Genomic DNA, 18272 nt, shown 5'->3' with positions numbered 1-18272 from the left:
CATGAAAGCTAAAAACGGAAGGCAGAAAGCCCAAAGCTAATAGCTTGATTGGATTAATTAAAAAACTTATATAACCATTTACAATTATGAAATCCGTTTATCAACGTATTGTCGCCATGTCGGCAATGGCCGTTGCCTTCAGCGCACCTGTTTTTGCGCAACTGCCGCAAGTAAAGGTAATACCGGCCAACATAGCGCCAATTGATCCCGCTAATTACAAGGGCGTGGAAGGCAAAACGCTTGCCGAATCAAAAGAGTGGTGGAATAAACCACTCAAAGCACCAAAAGGTGCGCCAAACATCGTTTGGATTTTGCTTGATGACGTAGGCTTCGGCGCGTCAGGAACCTTTGGCGGGCTCATCAGTACGCCCAATTTTAATACGCTGGCCAACAACGGCTTACGCTATGTTAACTTCCATACGGCAGGCATTTGCGCACCAACACGGTCGTCGCTGCTTACCGGGCGTAACCATCATTATGTACACATGGGTAACTTTGCCCATGCTTCTACAGCTGCGGGTTTCCCGGGTTATGACGGCCGCATCCCGCCAGATAAAGGCACCATTGCCGAGGCGCTTCGCTCTAATGGCTACAGCACTTTCGCTGTAGGTAAATGGGGGGTAACGCCTGATGAGGATACTACAGCGGTTGGTCCGTTTGACCGCTGGCCTACCGGTAAAGGTTTTGACCATCACTTCGGTTTCCTGGAATCGGCTACCGATCAATATAACCCGCCGCATTTGGTAGAGGATAATTTTCACATCAAACCTGATGGCCGTAACCTGAACGAGCAAATCACTGATAAAGCCATTGCATATATCGATGCCGCTCATAAAGCTGCACCTGATCAGCCTTTCTTTTTATACTATGCCCCCGGCGCTACCCACGCCCCGCACCAGGTGAGCCATGAATGGAGCGACCTGTATAAAGGTAAGTTTGACGAGGGATGGGATGTTTATCGCCAAAAGGTTTTTGACAATCAGAAAAAGGCCGGCTATATCCCGGCTTATGCTAAACTCCCCGAGCGTAACGAGCGGATCCAGGCCTGGAACAGCCTGCCTGCTGATCAGAAGAAATTGTATGCCCGGTTCATGGAAGTTTATGCAGGCTATTTGACTTATATAGACCACCAGGTTGGCCGCGTGATTAACTATCTGAAAGCTTCCGGGCAGTTTGATAATACCTTGGTTTTTGTGATGATAGGGGATAACGGTGCAAGTAAAGAAGGAACTGTACACGGCGTTATCAATCCTAAAAACTCGGCTGCAACCACACCTGAGGTCGATTATATCAAAAAGAACGAAAGCGATTACGAAACCATTGGTACGCCAGAGGCTTCAACCAACTATCCTTTAGGCTGGGCACAGGCAGCAAACACACCGTTCAAATACTGGAAATCTGACGCTGACGCTGAAGGGGGGACCCATAACCCGCTTATTGTTTATTACCCGAAACTAATCACAGAAAAAGGCGGTATCCGTACGCAATACAGCCATGTATCTGATGTATTCCCGACCACTATTGAAGCTGCCGGTTTAAAACTGCCGGAGTACGTTAAGGGCATTAAGCAGGATACATTGCAGGGCAAGTCATTCTTTAACTCATTCAATAACGCACAGGCGAAAACATTGCATACACAGCAGTATTACTACATTTTCACTTCCCGCTCTATCTACAAAGATGGCTGGAAGGCCGAGGCTGCGCACCGCCCGGATAATGTGGACCTGCTAAACTTTCCGAAAGAGAAAACCATCCCCGAGCGTAATTACGATAAGGATGTTTGGAAGCTTTATAACCTGAATGAGGATTTTAACGAGCGCGTTGACCTCGCCAAAAAATATCCTGAAAAGCTAAAGGAACTGAAAGATCTGTTTGACGCGGAAGCCAAAAAGAATCACATCTATCCTTTTATTGATCGTGATGATATCAACAATAAACGGATCCACAAACTCGAAAACAATAATTGACCATGAAAAACCTGAAAATTGCCAATAATAAATAAAATCGGAACATGAGTAAATACATTGGCTACCTACTGGTAGCTATATTTTGCACGGGGCCTGTATTTGGGCAGGCCCCTAAGCAAAAGCCCAATATCGTTGTCATTTTGGCCGACGATATGGGCTTTTCTGATATAGGCTGCTTTGGTTCGGAGATCAGCACGCCTAATATTGACAGGCTTGCCCGGGAAGGTTTAAAAATGACACAATTTTATAACGCGGGCAGGTGCTGTCCGTCACGTGCGGCATTGCTTACCGGTTTGTATCCGCATCAGGCGGGTGTTGGTGATATGGTAAAATATAAAGGTTCGCCGGCATATCAGGGATACCTGAATGACCATAGCGCCACCATTGCCGAATTGCTTAAAGATGAGGCTGGTTATAATACTATTGTATCTGGGAAATGGCATGTGGGACTGCAACAATCTGCTTTGGCTTACAACCGCGGGTTTAATAAATCATTTACCATGCTGAATAACGGGAGCAGTTATTTCAACTCGGCACCGCTGTATAATGATGGCAGCAAGATCACTTTTATGCTGAATGATAAAGAGATCTCGCGCAGCGATACTTCAAAATATTTGACACAAGCCATCACTGATTTTGCAATTAAATCATTGAATGAGATCAAAGACCAGCAGAAGCCATTTTTTATGTACGTAGCTTACAATGCTCCGCACTGGCCTATCCAGGCACTGCCGCAGGATATTGCAAAGTTTAAAGGTCAATATCTTAAAGGATGGGATGTATTACGGAAACAGCGTTATGAAAAACAGCTGGCAACAGGTATCATCAAAAAACAATGGCAGCTATCAGCAAGGGATAAACGTGCCCCTGCATGGGATTCATTATCTCCCGATGAAAAAGATAAATGGGATAACCGGATGGCTATTTATGCCGCCATGGTTTACCGCATGGATGCCTGCATAGGTGAGATCATGACCAAATTGAAGCAACTGGGAAAAGACAAAAATACCATTGTCCTTTTTGCATCAGACAATGGAGGCAGCGCCGATGAGGTTAAAAGCCTGGCAACAGTAATACAAAAGAACGGCCCCCCCGGCTCCGTAAATTCAATTGACAGCTATGAGATTCCCTGGGCAAACCTGAGCAATACACCATTTAAGTTGTTTAAACGCAACACACACGAAGGTGGCATAGCCACTCCGTTGATTGCCTGGTATCCGGGATATATCAAAGCTGGGATTACCAACAGCAGTACTGGCCACTTGATCGATCTGATGCCTACCTGTTTGGAACTGGCCGGGGTAACTTATCCGGCTCTGTTTAAAAACAGGCGCCTTACAACATTGGCAGGTACCAGTTTGCTTAATGTTTTTAAAGGCAAAGCTGCCGGAGGTAATGAAACTTTGTTTTGGGAGCACGAAGGTAGCAGGGCCATAAGAAAAGGCCGATGGAAGCTCGTAGCCGAACCGAAGCAACCATGGGAGTTATATGATCTGGAAGCAGACCGATCTGAAACGAAGGATCTGGCTATGAAATATCGCGCAAAGGTTATTAAACTGGAAAAGGAATATCTGGCCTGGGCAAATAAAGTTGGCGTGGTTGACTGGGAAACGATAAAGAGTTTGTAACTCAACTGTCAGATTAAATAGTGACTATCTCACGTTAATTGATATAAGTTTTTTGTTTTACTAATATTTTACTATGGAATTAATGTTTTGATATTAGGAAGAGTCTAATTAGTTTGTGGATTCCTGATGGTCGTAGGGCGGATTTTAAGAAATATGAGAAGAAAAAGTAGAGTGAAAAAGACGCATAATTGAGCCATTTTCCTTTGTAAGAGGTGTTCAATAAATTCAACATGTTGGATTTATTGAACACCTAATTATTTTAATTCAAAAGCTGACTAAATTAATTGAGGCAATACTAAATGCTAAGCTTGCCTTTAGTCGAACTATTTATTAGTTCCGATATACGCTGGCTTATTTGTTGCTTATTTACGGTCTGCAGTTCATGCGAGCTTGAACAACGAAAAAAGTAAGGAGCAATTACCAGGCACTGTTTTGTTTGAGTACGCCATTTGACGATGTAACAAAGGTCTGCGGAAGCGGAAAATGACTGAATTTGGCATAATTAAAATTAGTTCTCCCGTAAACAGTTTTTAGCAGGTTTTCTGTGTAGCCGGTGCCCGAACTGCCGTTGGGGCCGGCTACTTTGTTATATCTAACCAGGTCGTACCAGCGATTGAATTCAAGGGCCAGCTCTATCCGGCGTTCATGCCAGATGGCTAACCGCAATGCTGTTTTATCCGTAGTTATAATTTGTGGAAGGATACCCGCTCCATCATTTTCGCCTGCTGCAACTGATGCCGCGAATGTTTTATTACCACGGGCTCTGAAACGGATCATTTCCAGGTATTTCAACGCATCAGATATATTCCCCAACTCATTGTTGGCTTCGGCGGCTATCAAAATGATGTCAGCATACCTCAGATACATTGGGTTCACACTCTGAAAGTTAAAGTTACCGCCGTTCCAGTATGAATATGGCCAGATCACTTTTTTATTGGCATAATTAGTTGATGCCGGGAATGCCACCGGCTGGTTGTTGTTAAAGCCGGGAATGATGTCTGTTTTCGTAAAAATAGTTGCGCTCATTCTCGGGTCACCTTTTTCATAACTGCTAACCAGGTTAGGTGAGGGGAAGATATCACCATTTGAACCCAGCGAGGGAAGCCCCTGGTATTGAAGGTAAGGTCCGTATTGGCGCCCGGCAGGAAGGGATGTGTTGTAAATAAATCCACCGGGCATCATATTTTCAGTAGAATACAATTGATCCGGGCTAAACAGGTTGCGGTAATTGCTGTAAAGACTGGATTCGCCGCCGTTGATAACTGCTTCGGCGTATAACTTCGCGTTAGCATAATCCTGCTCATAAAGATAAACCTTTGATAACAGTCCCTGTGCCGTACCTTTGGTCACGCGGCCGAGGTTGGCCGTTCCCCATTGGCTCCTTGTTGGTAGGTGATCTATAGCATATTTCAGGTCTGATATCACGAGTTTAATAATATCCGCATGCGAACTTTTAGGGATATTATATTCAGCAGTTGATACCGGGTCATGGTCCCGCAGCGGTGCATCGCCGAACACATTCGTTAGATCGAAGTTGTAATAAGCTCTGAAATATTTGGCCTGGGCTTCAAATAATTGTGCCGAATAGGAGGCTTTCAAAGTCGATGTACGGTCAATTACTACGTTACAATAATGGATATTTTCAAAGGCCCGTCCCCAGTAGCGCTCTATCATGTAATTATCTGTGAGGTAGCTGTAATCCTGGAACACTTTAAAGTCAGCATTACCGCCCACAATAAAGTCATCCCCGCACATCTCCTTCGTTGAGTACTGGTGCTGCCCGATACGGAATTCCCTCCAGGCTATGGAGCCATAAAGGCGGTTTACCGCCAAGCCAAGTGTTGTTGTATCAGCCGAAAAGGTTGCGCTCGAAAGCACCCCAAGCGGCTCTTTATCAAGAAAACTTTTTTTGCAGGAACATGTCGCAAAAAGCTCTAAAACAACAATGAATTTTATAATATTTTTCATAACTGTTATTTCTTATTTAAAAAGTTAAGTTTATACCCAATCTGGCAGTGCCCGAAACGGGATATGTCCGGAAATCATCGCCTATAGTTGAAACCCCGTAAGCATTTGATACTTCAGGAGAGAAGCCTTTGTACTTGGTTATGTAAAAAGGATTGGTGGTGTTGACATACACGCGAAGTGCCGAAATTCCAACTCTTTTCAATAGCTGCTTATTGAAAGTATATGCCAGTTCGATGAACCGTGCTTTGATATAAGTGCCGTCAAAAATATTGAAATCAGATGATTGCGTTGTTGACGTGTTAACGGCATAGCGCGGAATGGTGGTATTGGTATGGGTAGGGGTCCAGGAATCCAGCCACTCAACATTCAGGTTGGATAGCCCGGAGCTTACAAACTGGTTCCTGGTGTCATTGTAGATCTTACCGCCGAAACTGCCCATCATATCAATGGTTAGGTCAAAACCTTTGTAATCTGCAGAAAGCGTTAACCCTCCCACAAATTTTGCATAGGGCGAACCGATATCTGTTTTGTCATTAGCATCAACGAACCCGTCGCCGTTTATGTCTTTGAACAGCAGGTCACCCGGCTTTAATCCCGACCAGTATTGCTTTGTTGGATTGCCTGATTTTGCTGCAGCTGCTGCATTTAGCTGGTCAATCTGCGCCTGGCTTTGCACAATGCCGAGAGATTGATAACCATAAAAGTCACCAATAGGGGCACCTGCTTTTGACACGTGGGTAGATGGCACCTGGAAATCTGATGTATACGAAGTGAGGCCCTTAAAGTCCAGGATTCTGTTCTTATTGGCCGTTCCGGTTACTTTTACGCCATATCCAAAACCCCCGATGCGATCATTCCAGCTTACCGCCAGTTCCACACCGCTGTTCCGCACAGTTCCCGCATTTGAATATGCAGGGGCAGTACCTGTAGAGCCACCCGGGACAGGCAATATCAATAACAGGTTTTTAGTGTCCCTGCGATAATAGTCGCCTTCAAAGCGTAATCGGTTTTTTAGTGTGCCAAATTCAATACCGGCATCAGTTTGTTGTGAAACCTCCCAGGTGATATTAGGGTTTGATGCGGCTACGATTGTTGCCATAGGATAGAAAACGCCATTAAATACACCATCATAAGTTGTTTCCTGGTTAAGCAGGTTGAAAGTTTGGTAATTGGCGATTTTGTTGCTGCCGATCCGGCCCCAGCTCCCGCGTACTTTCAGATTGCTTATCCACGAAACGTTCTTCAGGAACTTCTCTTCGGAGGCCCGCCATCCGAGGGCTACTGACGGAAAATATCCCCAGCGATGCCCTTCGGCGAATTTTGAGGAACCATCGCCACGGAACGAAGCGGTTAACAAGTACCTGTCCTTGTAGCTGTAATTAGCCCGGAAAAGATAAGAAAGAATAGATTCGCTGGAAGGCAATGCACCAAGTGAATTGATGTTTGATATCGGGTAAACCTGGATATAGCGATAATTGGGATCGGTTGTAGTTAACGGGCCGCTTCCTGTTACGTCTACTCCTCTATAATCAGTATTCTGCGCGGTATAACCGGCCAGGAGGTTCAGATGGTGAGATGCGCCAAGCTGTTTGTCGTAAGCCAGCGTATTTTCCCATAGCCAGGTTGAAACCGTAGTATATCCGTTTTCAATACTGGTTAAACTGCTTTGATTTGCCCCCAGGTTGTATGGCGGTGTATACCTGTTGATATTATTCAAAGTATAATCAATTCCATAGCTGCTCCGGAATGTAAGGCCTTTAAACAATTCATAGTTCAGATACCCGTTGCCAACAAATTGCAGCGGATGGTTTTGAACATCTTTATGAAGGTAAAGCTCAGCAAATGGGTTAACGATATCCACATCCTGACCTGATGAAAATGAACCGTTGCTTTTGTAAACGGGGATCAAGGGTGATATACGGGTTATTGAATTAATACCCCTGCCTGTATTGGAACCGCCATCGCCGTTATAATGACTGCTGGCCAGCGATAGGTTATGCCCGAAGGTTAATTTTTTGCTGATTTTATATTCATTATCGGCGCGCAGAGTTAAACGGTTATAGTTGGTGTATTTTAATACGCCATCTTCATTATGGTAACTGGCACTGATATTATAATTAACATTTTCGCTTCCTCCCCCAACAGAAAGTTGATAATCGCTGACGATTCCGTTTTGAGTTACTTCTTTGGTCCAGTCAGTTCCGGCGCCTATCTGGCTGATATTATCATAAACCGGTGCTAAACCTGCATTGGTTTTAAACAGATTGACCAATTGAGCGTATTCCTGGCCGTTGGCGACGTGAAATTTACGTGTCAGGAACTGGAACCCCTGGCTTGTTAAAAAATTGATGACCGGTTTGCCTGGCTTTCCTTTTTTAGTTGTCACGAGGATGACTCCGTTTGCTCCCCGCGATCCATATATTGCGGTGGCGGAAGCATCTTTTAAAATTTCCATGGACGCGATATCATTCGGTGCGAGGAAGCTGATATTGGTCACCATCATACCGTCAACAACGTATAACGGGGTAGGGTCGCCGTTTGTGCCGAGCCCGCGTATCAACACTGTAGGTGCGGCTCCGGGACCACCCTGGCTCAGGATCTGCACACCCGGCGTTTTTCCCTGTAGCGCCTCTGCCGCGTTACTGCCCCCGATTTTAGTTAGGTCGGCGCCCTTTATGCTGGTTACAGCGCCGGTCAGGTCAGATTTGCGCTGAACACCATAGCCAACTACCACAACTTCGCTAAGCGAATTATCTTTGGCTTTCAGCTTTATGTCGATGGCAGTACGGCTCTCAACATTGATCTCCTGGGGCTCAAAGCCGGTATAACTGAATACCAGGTAGACGTTGCCGTTCGGAACGTTTAAGGAATAATTGCCGTTCAAATCTGTTTGTGTACCGGCAGAGGTACCTTTTAGCCGAACAGAAACGCCCGGTAGGGGCTGGCCATTATCATCTGTTACTTTACCTTTCACCACAAGAGCATTCAATTGCTCGCCTTTTGAATAAATGATAACGGTATTATCTTCGCTAAGCTGGTATTTAATGGCGGTGTCACTGATCAGCAGGTCCATCACGGCATGGATGGATGCGTTACTTACCTCGACAGATTTAAGCTTGTCAATGTGCCTGATCGTTTCATCGTTATAAAGAAAGTGATAGTCAGATTTTTTTTCGATCTCCCGGAATGCAGTCTTCAAGCTTACATTCTTCAGGTTAAGATTGATCGCGGTCTGCCCGAAACCCTTTGAATAGGACTGCAGTGTCGAGACAATGATCAGGAAAAGTATAAATTTTGTCATGAGAAGAACGTTCAAAAGTCGTTCGTGCCGCAAATAACATATGCGGCCTTGATTTTTTTTCATAATTTAGTATCAAGGGTATTTAACTAATTGGTTTATTAAGACGGACTGGTAGTTATTGTACCATTTGACGGGGAATGTTGGAAGCATTTCCCGTTCTTTTTTATTGTTGGTCTGTTATTTGATCATACGCATGTTTGAAATTTAATAAATGAATACCTGGTTATTTATAATTTGATAATTGAAATTGCTTGTTAGCTTAAGTTGCTGCAACGCCTTGTCAAGCGTTATATTTTCAAATTTTCCAGTTAGGATTAACCTTCTCAATTCTTCCTTTTTAAAAATGATGGTGGTGCTGTATTTCCGCTCCATCATTTTTGCTACCTCCTCAAATTCCATGGTGTCAAAAGCTACTTTATTTTTGATCCATCCGGCTTCTGCGGGTAAAGAATCCCTTTTGCCCGGGTGGATTTCACTGAGCTCAACTATCGCTTTTGACGTGGTATCGGTTGACCTATACCGTGATGCCGATGTTTCTACCGGTTGATTGAATACTGTCAGTTTTTCCGAAGGCTTTAAAATAATTTGTCGGTCAGGATTTTTCAGTACAGTAAGCTCAATAACACCGCGTATTAAAGCTGCTTCGGAAGTGTTATCACCCGGATAAGATCTGATATTAAACCGGGTACCCAGAACCCTGATTTTTATTGTTGGCGTTGTTATTATGAACGGGTGTGCCGGGTCTTTAACGATATCGAAAAAGGCTTCGCCTGATAAGGTTATCTCCCGGTGCCTGGCATCAAATGTGTTTTTATAGGCAAGCTTGCTGCCCGCATTCAGGATAACCGTACTGCCATCGGGTAATTGTATATTTGTAATTCCCCCCATTGGTACCTTAATCTCACAGATCCCGTTTTTTTTGTCGGTTGACCTGAAATAGATCAATGCTATGCTGCTACAAAATAAAATGACAGCCGCTGCTGCTATCAATATGTAGTTGAGCCTTCCGCGATGCATCGATTGGATCGTTTCGGCTCGGTATTCATCTTCAACATAAGCATCAGGCCTATTATTTAACTGAGCTTGTAATTGCGCCCATCGTTCTTCCTTTGGCTCATTATCACATCCTTTTGATATCGGATATAATCGCCAAAGATGCTCCAGCATGGCTATAGGGTATTGTGACCCGCCATCTTCCTTCAGGATCTGGTCTATCTCTTTCAGTTCCTCCGGAGTTGCCGTATTATTCAGCTTTTTGTAAATAAGTATCCAGGTATTGTTGACCATAAGTGTTCTCTAATTTTATAGACAATCAAAAATTGCCCGGCACGGGGAAGGAAGGAAAATATTTTCTAATGAAATAAAATGAGAGCTTCCTTATTTGGAGGAAACCAGGGGTGTGTTCTTTTGGTAGTTGAGGCTTTCCGACAATTTTTTCAAAGCAATACTCATATGATATTCGATAGTCCTTACGGATAAATTAAGAAGCTCGGCAACTTCCTTGTGCGGAAGACCATCTTCTTTGATCATCTTAAATACCAGCTTACACTGCGGAGGCAGGCTATTAACTGCATGCTCTATTAAAAGCTGAAAGTCTGCCACGATCATTTGGTCCTCAATATTCAGGGTAACATCTTCAATTTCTGCCTTAACGTCGTCGATGTTAAAATGTATCGGGAAGTTTCTTTGTTTCAGGAAATTCAGCGATTTGTTTTTTACCGCTTTGTAGATATAAGAAGTGAAGTCAGTAATGTCTGCCAAAAGTTTTCTCCGTGACCAGATCGAAATAAAGGTATCATTCACTACTTCTTCTGTAGCCTCGGCAGATCGCACGTAGAAAGAGGCCAGATTATACAGCCTTTTATAGTATTGAAAATACAGCACCTTGAAAGCCTGCTGATCATCTTCAAAAGCTATTTTTTGTAACAAGTCCTGAATAGTGGCTTCGTTCATACTGATATCCTAACATCCCGGGGTAATTCCCAACTGATGCGTATTATTATAATGGGTTATAGCGTTGGTTTTGGCAGAGTCTGACCTGTGATTATTAAGTAAGACAGGAGGATAGGATTTTTATACTCAAAAATTTCAGGAAGATTTAACGAGGCTTTGAAGTAGCCATACCAGATAAGTAAATCGACTTGCTGTTAATCAAGAGATTCGCACCAATTATATTTGGCAAACATGCAAGGGAGCTGTAAAATACCCTCGAAAATGATAGTTGCCGGTTTCCCAATTGATGTATACATTGTTGTTGCGATTCCTATACCCAAACCAGGATTAATGGCTTCTACCCTGCTATTTCGACAGGGGTATTGACCTGTTGTTTTTATGCAAATTACATTCAAACCTATATAGAAAAAGGTTTAACGGAATTAATGAATATCAGGGATTTGAAACTTTTTCGGACATTCTTAGTTTGTGTGCGGAGCGTGCAGGGCAATGTTAACTTTAGCGCTTTAGCAAATGAATGTGACATTTCTCATAACACGGCCAAAGCATGGTGTCTGTACTTGAAAGCAGCTACATTATATTTCTTTTACAGCAAAAGGGCGAGGCTTTTCCATTTCCCCCTCGCGCTTTTTTTTGCCCAAGCGTTGAAAATGGGGTAGTATGCTAACTTAACGTATGAGCTAAAAGTGGGCATTAAAACAGTAAACGATTTGTTGTCCGGGTTATTTTTGTTTTTATTACGCTCGCACAAAATACAACAATAAGCTATTTTATAACTTATTACCAATCTGAAAATGAAAAATGTTACAAGTATTGTGGCTGAAAGTTAATTGCTATATGATATGGAAGTTTGTGATTAATTACGTTCTTGCATTATACGGAAGACCAACATCACCTTGTGTGGATCTTCCGGCACACTTGACCACGCTTTTCCGTGCTTATTAGAGCAACATAGGTTGTTAATAAAATAAAATTTTGCTATCCAATTCAGGAAGATACCATGGTCAAGTGTAACGGATTGCTCTAAACTCATTTACCGAATGAATTGGTCAACGCCTCCGGAATATTCACTATTGAGCTCTTCTTTTCTCATCAAAAGATATGTTCTTGTTGTTTCCGGAAACCTTTGATCTTCCGAATAAATAGGTAAGGCCAAGGCTAAAGGTGTTATAATTATAGTCTGTTTTGTCTGTTTGTATAAATCCACTATAACGGTATTCATATTTCGTTGTGTTACCCAAAAAATAACCCGGGCTGATGATCACATTGTTATTCAACAACTTTAATGTAGCCCCTATTCTAAAACTACGCTGACTATAGGTATAAATATTGCCATACGTTGATGGAAGATTTTGGTTGTAATTCAGATAAAAACTTAGCAAGTTACTTGTTTTGAAAGTATTATTGAAACTAAATGAGCCGGAAATTCCGTTCGGAGTGCTAATAGCTGTTATTTTAGATTTTGGCGATGCATAGGAAAAAGAGGCGGAGATGCTGTTGTCCCACCATTTAAATAATGACCGGTTAAAGGATGCATAAGCCCCCAGATTATCCTGCGACAAAAAGTTTTCTGTGCTTGTATGAACCTCCGGGCCATTAACGGTTATGAGGTGCGAGATCATATCACTGGTATGTTGTGTATAGACAGTAAAAGAAAACATGCCTTTATAGAGGTAGTTAAACTCAAAATTGTTACTATAGGATGGCAAGAGCGATGGGTTGCCGGTAAAATAAGTATAAATATTTGTATAATAGGCAAATGGATTGAGGGAATTAAGACTCGGACGGTTGATCCTCTTTGAATAATTTAAAGAAAAAACATTGTTTTTATCAGCCTTATAAACAATGTAAGCCGTAGGGAATAAAGCACCGTAATCACGTTTATTACGCTGATTTAAAGTAGGCGAATAACCATCCATCAGGGTATACTCATAACGCAACCCTGCTTTGGCTGTCCATTTTTTCGATAGCTCAGCTTCCATACTGTAATACGCGGCCAGGTTATTTTCAGTATAGTCGAAATCATTACTGCGCGTTTTGTCCAACACGAGGTTATCGAGGATATAATTATAATATGCTATGCTGGCACTGTTATTATAGGTAGCAAACTTAGCACCTGTTTCTATTTTAGCCCATTTATAAGGCAACGTTAAATCTGATTGAATAGACCAGATACGGTATTTTGACAAATTATTATTTTGAACTGAAGCATAGGTGTTTTCAGATTCAGAAACAAAATTATTTCTCATTTCAGGCTTATTCGTGAAAAAGTTGACAGAGCTACTCAATTTCTTTCCGGCCGAATCAAGCTTTAAATCGTGATATAAATTGAAGGTTTGTGTAAATACTGGCCTTGAAATTTTTCCTGTAGTGTTTAAAACAGAATCGATATCCTTGCCGGTAACAAAGCTATAGTTGTTACTAAAGGTGGTATTCGATTTATAGTCTGAAATATTATAAATAAGGCCGATGTTATTGTGTTTGTTCAGCTCGTAATCTATACTTAGCCCAGATTGCAAACCTGGCGATCTTCCTAAACGACGCTCATCGCTGAGGATTTGGCTCGGCTGCCCGGTTATATCTGTCGATTCTTTAATTATAAAGCGATAATGTGATTGGTTAAATGTAAAAGAACTGCTCACTTTTTTTGACCGGAAAAAAAGAGCCATATTGTTATTAAAGGACGGGTAGGTGTTTTGATAATAGGTGGAACCAACCGACCCACGCCAACCTAACGATTCGTTTTTCTTTAAAACAATATTGATCAGGCCGGCATTTCCCTGTGCCTCATATTTTGCAGGCGGCGTGGTGATAATCTCAATTTTTTCGACATTTTCGGCCCGAAGCGTCTTCAGGTAATTGGCAAGGTCGGCTCCGGTGAGATAGATTATTTTTTCATTTACCATAACCATCATACTACCTTTACCAACCATAGAAATGCTGCCATTCTCTGACACTGTTAAAAGGGGCGCCACCCGCAGAGCGTCAAAAAGGGAGGAGCCACTCGCTGATATGGTGTTGTTCAGGTTAAATATTAGCCGGTCAACCTTTCGTTCAAGCATAGGGGTTTTGCTGGTTATGGTTACTTGTTTGAGGTGTTTGATTGATGTATTTAGTATGACATCCGGTAATTGAACCGTTTTCATGTCTCCTAAAGTTAGGGCAAGAAACAAACTGTCCTTACTTACTTCCGAGATCCCGATCAGATAGTCTCCTTTTTCTGTTGCTGAGAGCCTGAAACGCCCCCCTGTATCGGTTTGTGCAGATTGGATTATTTTATCGGTAGCGACCTGCTTTATGATCACGTTTGCAAAAGCTATTGATTTATGATTTACATCCACTACTCGGCCTTTAATCTCATAGTTGGCTTGCTCAGCATCACGTTCGATTAATATATTACCTTCGACCTGCCGGAACGAAAGAAAAGTATTTTGTAATAGTTGCTGCAAGGTTTGTTCTATTGTTCTGTTCCCCAAAGCGAGGTTAAGGCCGACAATTGCTTTAATTTCCGCCTTGCGGTAATAAAAGCGAAGCGAGGTTTGTTGCTCGATCTTTTTGAGACCACTGGCCAGACTTTCATCCTGCAGGCCAATAGTAACCATGTCCAAGTGCATATTTTGACCCTTAGTAGTAGTAGCCAGTAATAACTGGAAAGTGGTTGATATAAAAAAGGTAGTGACAAGGCTTAGGCGCATTAACTGAAAAATAAATGACTGGTTTAATTTTATTACACCGTTGAGACCTGCACATACGCCTCCCGGCTTCCGCATTTTTGCAGAAAAATCCATACTTTTAAATGTTTTAAGTGACGCAATTATTTAAAACCCCGGTTTTCCGGGACGCCTGTAAGCCGATGACGGTCGGTTTATAGGTTATTTTGCTTATTGTCCTGCCTGGAGGACGAAAGCATTTAGCCGGGCTTAACTATTGTTCATTTTTTATTTTCTTTATTTTTAGTTGTTACACCCTGGCCCATCTATCACGATGCTGCCGTCTGGTTTGGTCTGATAAAAGGCATTGTTAAAAACGCACATTACTTTTAGTATTTTATCCAAGTCTTCATCACTTAAGGACGTGCCTGTAAAACGGCAGTCTTTCAATTTTGCATTGGCGAAACTGATCTTCACATTGAAGTGTTTTTGCAACTGTGCAATAGCATCACCAAAGCTCATATCGTCAAAATGCAAATCACTTTGCTGCCAGGCAACTATCGCGTTTGAGTTAACAGTAGCTTGTACAACTTCCTCTTTTAACGTATTAAAGCTGATCTGCTGGTTAGGGATAATTACACCTAACAATTTATTGCCATTAGCAACGCTGACTTTCCCGCGGGTGACAGTTACCTGAATAGTATGTTTGTTTTTGTCCTCATTGATATTAAATGCTGTACCCAGCACAGTGGTTAGCAAGGTTCCGGTATGAATAATAAAAGGTTTAGCCGTGTCATGGCTGACATCGAAATAAGCTTCACCTGAAAGATAAACTTCCCTTGTTTTACCATTGAATGTCTTAGGATATTTTAACTCTGAGCCAATATTTAACCACACCCGGCTGCCATCAGTAAGAGTTATCACCCTTTTCTGATTAACAGGTGCCTTAAGAGCTGTAAGCTCAACAGGATGCAGACGGCTTTGCAATAATGGCCTTTCCAGGTATAATGCAAAAGAGATCAGCAACACTGCTGCAACAGCTGCCACACCTCGCCATAACCGACGCTTTCTTTGCGGAAGCGACACTACTTTAATTTCCGTTTCGTGAATTGTATTTTTAATTTCGCTGAAAACACTCGAAAGCCATTGGTCTTTTACTGAACGATCTAAATCCTGCCATCGGGAGTTGGCATTACCATTCTCTTCCAGCCAACGTTTCACCAACTCATTTTCTTCGTTTGTGGTTTCGCCCTTAAGGTAACGATCCAGTAAGGCTGCTGTTTCATGACGGCTCATTTGTTATCCATTTCACAGTAGCCGTATGAGATGCCTTTTGGTACTATAGAGAAATGAAATATTTTTTTAGATGTGAATTTAGTTTAACTATAAGGAAGACACGCTGAAACAAGGGGCGTGTAATTGCCTGAGATGCCGGGTTAGGATAGCCATAATAATAATGCAACGGTAGCAACCATTGCCAGTGAAGCTCGTAAATGTTTTAACGCAGTGGAAAGCTGATTTTTTACAGTTTGTTCAGAAAGCTGCAATTTGTCAGCTATTTCTATTATACTTAAATTTTCTTCGCGGCTTAATAAATAGATTTCTTTTACCCGGGGTGATAATTCATCAAGCGATGTTTCAATACTTTTGGCTATTTCTTTTGCAGCTATTTTTTGCTCAATCGTGACTTCGTAACCAACCGCCAGCGAGTCCAGCATAGCCGCATACTCCCGGCGTGTAATATTCTTTCTAACTTTATCCACTATCCGGTCGCGGGTTAGCTTGAAGAGGTAAGCTTTTAAATCCCGGTCAATTTTTAATTGGGCCCTTTGCTGCCAAAGCTTAACAAAAACATCATGAATAATATCTCTGGCATCCTCCACGTCAAACAATTTGGAGGTTGCAAAATCTGCTAACGAATCTGCATACCTACTGTAAATTTCGGAAAAGGCGTTTTCATCATCTTTTTTTAAATGATCGATCAGTTGCAGATCTGTTAAGACTAAATATTTTGCCATTGCTTGTTAACCTGAGGTGCTACTAATAAAAGACATACGCTTACATAATTAGTTGCATTTTAAACAAACAGATTTGAGTCCTGATATTCAATTACGACATCCTTTTAAATTTGGTTATATTTATATTGGATATGATCTTGTTTTTTATCGGGGAATATTTATCCAATTTTGCATCTGTCTTTAATTTTTCATTGGAGGTTTTCTTAGTGTTAATGCTTTGATATTCTAATATTTAGGATATTATAAAGAACTAAAATCAGATAAAAGCTCATTTTAAATGATGTAGTATCTGATACTTAGACCAACGCATCTGGGGTTTCTCTGGCAATGCGCATTAGCCCTTTTGCCGAACATGACAAATCAGTTGAGATTTCTTTTACTGATAGTACCCCAATTGTATCTTCTTTCTTTAATTCTCACGCGGGACCCCGTGTTTGAAAATGACATCCGGATGTTGATGTGTACGAGGTTGAGCCACTTGTGACCACTCCCGCCGCAGTAGGTGTCGTCACCGAAAGCACGGTGATGTTCTGAGAAGTACCTGCCTTTGGCTTATGGGTAAAGGAGTGTTTTTGTAAACCCATCTTGTTTGTGAAAACACTAATAAGCGCAAGGGGGGAGACCAATTATCTACCTATTATCATTGCTTTGTTACAATTCTTTAAAAATTACAAATAGCGGGTTGCAAACTGTAACTTAGAGTGGCTTAGTACTATTACGATGATCCAACTTCCCAAAGATTTATTAAATCACCATACACACATCCGGTTACGTCAATCCGAAATGTATGGCGTGCTGGTCGATAAGAAACGGCCGTACAGTTGTGACGACGCACTGCAAACCATGCATTGCCTCGAACTTGTTTTAACAGGCTCTATTGATGTGCGGTACGCCGGCTGCGTGCAACAACTCAATTCAGGCGATATACAATTCAGGAGGCGCGGTAATTATCAGATATTTCCGTCTGATGATTATACCAGCCTGCTTATTTTCATGGAAAATGAGTTTGTAGATTATTTTCTGGAAAGTCACGTGCCGGATTTTAAGCAGGAACGATTTATAGCAGATCTGCCTCCGTTTGTATTTAAAACCACTGAATTTATAAATGCAAATATAACGCAGGCCATTCAGCATATTTCGCACCAGCAGGATTACTCCAGGTGTATAGTAAAGTTTGTGGCCCATCAAATACTTTTACAGATCCTGGCGAATGATCAATCAAAAAAAATTGTAGCGTTTCTGAAATACTTGGTTGAGGAAAAAAAGGTAGACCTCGCTTATTTTATGGAAGCGAATTTTAACAGGCAGTTGTCTTTAAAAGATATGGCGAAGCTCACCGGCAGAAGTGTAAGCGCTTTCAAAAAGGAGTTTTCCCAACGTTTTAACACCACTCCGGTAAAATGGCAAATAAACCGCAGGCTGGAATATGCAGAATACCAGCTCAAAAATTCCTGCGACCCGGTATCGACCATTGCTTATACAAGCGGGTTCGAAAACATTTCTCATTTCTCTAAAATATACAAAGAAAAATTTGGCACATCACCCAAAAATGCGCGCATTGAGGAGGTGGCGTAATAACAAACAAATAGAGCCTCACAGCAAAATTTCGGCGTACGCCAAGCTGCAATTTTGGGTATGGAAAAATTCTTTAAAAAGATGGCAACAAAGGTGTCGTCGTTGTATGATGTTATCTCTGAGATACTTTGCGTTATTAAATGAGGGAGCCCCGCTCCGCCGCTTTTATTATCAGCAAAAGTACGATGATTTTTGCGCGGCCGAAATGACGG

Annotated in this window: 10 protein-coding genes; 3 read left to right on the top strand and 7 right to left on the bottom strand. The window is 42.0% G+C overall.

All coding sequences use genetic code 11. From position 1 onward, the window contains the following. The first annotated feature begins 86 nt into the window (after positions 1–86). Together ABIC84_RS06640 and ABIC84_RS06635 are read left to right on the top strand one after the other, a co-directional pair. Positions 87–1967, top strand: coding sequence for an arylsulfatase (locus ABIC84_RS06640; protein ID WP_429263071.1), 1881 nt, complete (start codon positions 87–89; stop codon positions 1965–1967). Positions 1968–2011: 44 nt separating this feature from the next. Further along, the gene (locus tag ABIC84_RS06635; protein ID WP_429263070.1) at positions 2012–3595 is read left to right on the top strand and encodes an arylsulfatase; all 1584 of its coding nucleotides are present in this window, start codon (positions 2012–2014) and stop codon (positions 3593–3595) included. A 417-nt stretch (positions 3596–4012) separates the two neighbouring features. Here ABIC84_RS06635 and ABIC84_RS06630 read toward each other — a convergent pair whose 3' ends face one another. The 7 genes from ABIC84_RS06630 to ABIC84_RS06600 form a co-directional block, all read right to left on the bottom strand. Beyond that, positions 4013–5563 carry a RagB/SusD family nutrient uptake outer membrane protein gene (locus ABIC84_RS06630; protein ID WP_429263069.1) on the bottom strand — a complete coding sequence of 517 codons (1551 nt, stop codon included), beginning with the start codon at positions 5561–5563 and terminating at the stop codon, positions 4013–4015. Positions 5564–5579: 16 nt separating this feature from the next. Further along, a complete protein-coding gene (locus ABIC84_RS06625; RefSeq protein ID WP_429263068.1) occupies positions 5580–8864 on the bottom strand; it encodes a SusC/RagA family TonB-linked outer membrane protein in 3285 nt (1094 codons plus the stop codon). Positions 8865–9068: 204 nt separating this feature from the next. After that, positions 9069–10151 carry a FecR family protein gene (locus tag ABIC84_RS06620; RefSeq protein WP_429263067.1) on the bottom strand — a complete coding sequence of 361 codons (1083 nt, stop codon included), beginning with the start codon at positions 10149–10151 and terminating at the stop codon, positions 9069–9071. 90 nt (positions 10152–10241) lie between these two features. Continuing rightward, positions 10242–10817 (bottom strand): RNA polymerase sigma-70 factor, encoded by a 576-nt coding sequence (locus ABIC84_RS06615; RefSeq protein WP_429263066.1) that lies wholly within the window; start codon positions 10815–10817, stop codon positions 10242–10244. 1070 nt (positions 10818–11887) lie between these two features. After that, entirely contained in the window at positions 11888–14605 is a 2718-nt protein-coding gene (locus tag ABIC84_RS06610) for a TonB-dependent receptor domain-containing protein (protein ID WP_429263065.1), read from the bottom strand. Positions 14606–14770: 165 nt separating this feature from the next. Further along, entirely contained in the window at positions 14771–15763 is a 993-nt protein-coding gene (locus ABIC84_RS06605; RefSeq protein ID WP_429263064.1) for a FecR domain-containing protein, read from the bottom strand. Between the two features lie 140 nt (positions 15764–15903). Beyond that, a complete protein-coding gene (locus ABIC84_RS06600) occupies positions 15904–16485 on the bottom strand; it encodes an RNA polymerase sigma factor (protein WP_426589634.1) in 582 nt (193 codons plus the stop codon). Between the two features lie 720 nt (positions 16486–17205). On the opposite strand from ABIC84_RS06600, the gene ABIC84_RS06595 reads away from it, so the two are divergent. Then, on the top strand, positions 17206–18060 hold the full coding sequence (locus ABIC84_RS06595) for a helix-turn-helix transcriptional regulator (protein ID WP_429263063.1): 855 nt from the start codon (positions 17206–17208) through the stop codon (positions 18058–18060). Positions 18061–18272: the final 212 nt, after the last annotated feature.

It is taken from the genome of Mucilaginibacter sp. 3215 (genome assembly GCF_050433785.1).
Taxonomy (GTDB): Bacteria; Bacteroidota; Bacteroidia; order Sphingobacteriales; family Sphingobacteriaceae; genus Mucilaginibacter.
Note: the sequence above shows the minus strand (reverse complement) of the source record. Positions and strands in the feature narration are given on the sequence as shown.

What these genes read in the sequence shown, in the direction of transcription:
- ABIC84_RS06640 (WP_429263071.1), top strand. Translation starts at nt 87, where the DNA reads ATGAAATCCGTTTATCAACGTATTGTCGCCATGTCGGCAATGGCCGTT.
- ABIC84_RS06595 (WP_429263063.1), top strand. Translation starts at nt 17,206, where the DNA reads ATGATCCAACTTCCCAAAGATTTATTAAATCACCATACACACATCCGG.
- ABIC84_RS06600 (WP_426589634.1), bottom strand. Translation starts at nt 16,485, where the DNA reads ATGGCAAAATATTTAGTCTTAACAGATCTGCAACTGATCGATCATTTA.
- ABIC84_RS06630 (WP_429263069.1), bottom strand. Translation starts at nt 5,563, where the DNA reads ATGAAAAATATTATAAAATTCATTGTTGTTTTAGAGCTTTTTGCGACA.
- ABIC84_RS06635 (WP_429263070.1), top strand. Translation starts at nt 2,012, where the DNA reads ATGAGTAAATACATTGGCTACCTACTGGTAGCTATATTTTGCACGGGG.
- ABIC84_RS06610 (WP_429263065.1), bottom strand. Translation starts at nt 14,605, where the DNA reads ATGGATTTTTCTGCAAAAATGCGGAAGCCGGGAGGCGTATGTGCAGGT.
- ABIC84_RS06615 (WP_429263066.1), bottom strand. Translation starts at nt 10,817, where the DNA reads ATGAACGAAGCCACTATTCAGGACTTGTTACAAAAAATAGCTTTTGAA.
- ABIC84_RS06620 (WP_429263067.1), bottom strand. Translation starts at nt 10,151, where the DNA reads ATGGTCAACAATACCTGGATACTTATTTACAAAAAGCTGAATAATACG.
- ABIC84_RS06605 (WP_429263064.1), bottom strand. Translation starts at nt 15,763, where the DNA reads ATGAGCCGTCATGAAACAGCAGCCTTACTGGATCGTTACCTTAAGGGC.
- ABIC84_RS06625 (WP_429263068.1), bottom strand. Translation starts at nt 8,864, where the DNA reads ATGACAAAATTTATACTTTTCCTGATCATTGTCTCGACACTGCAGTCC.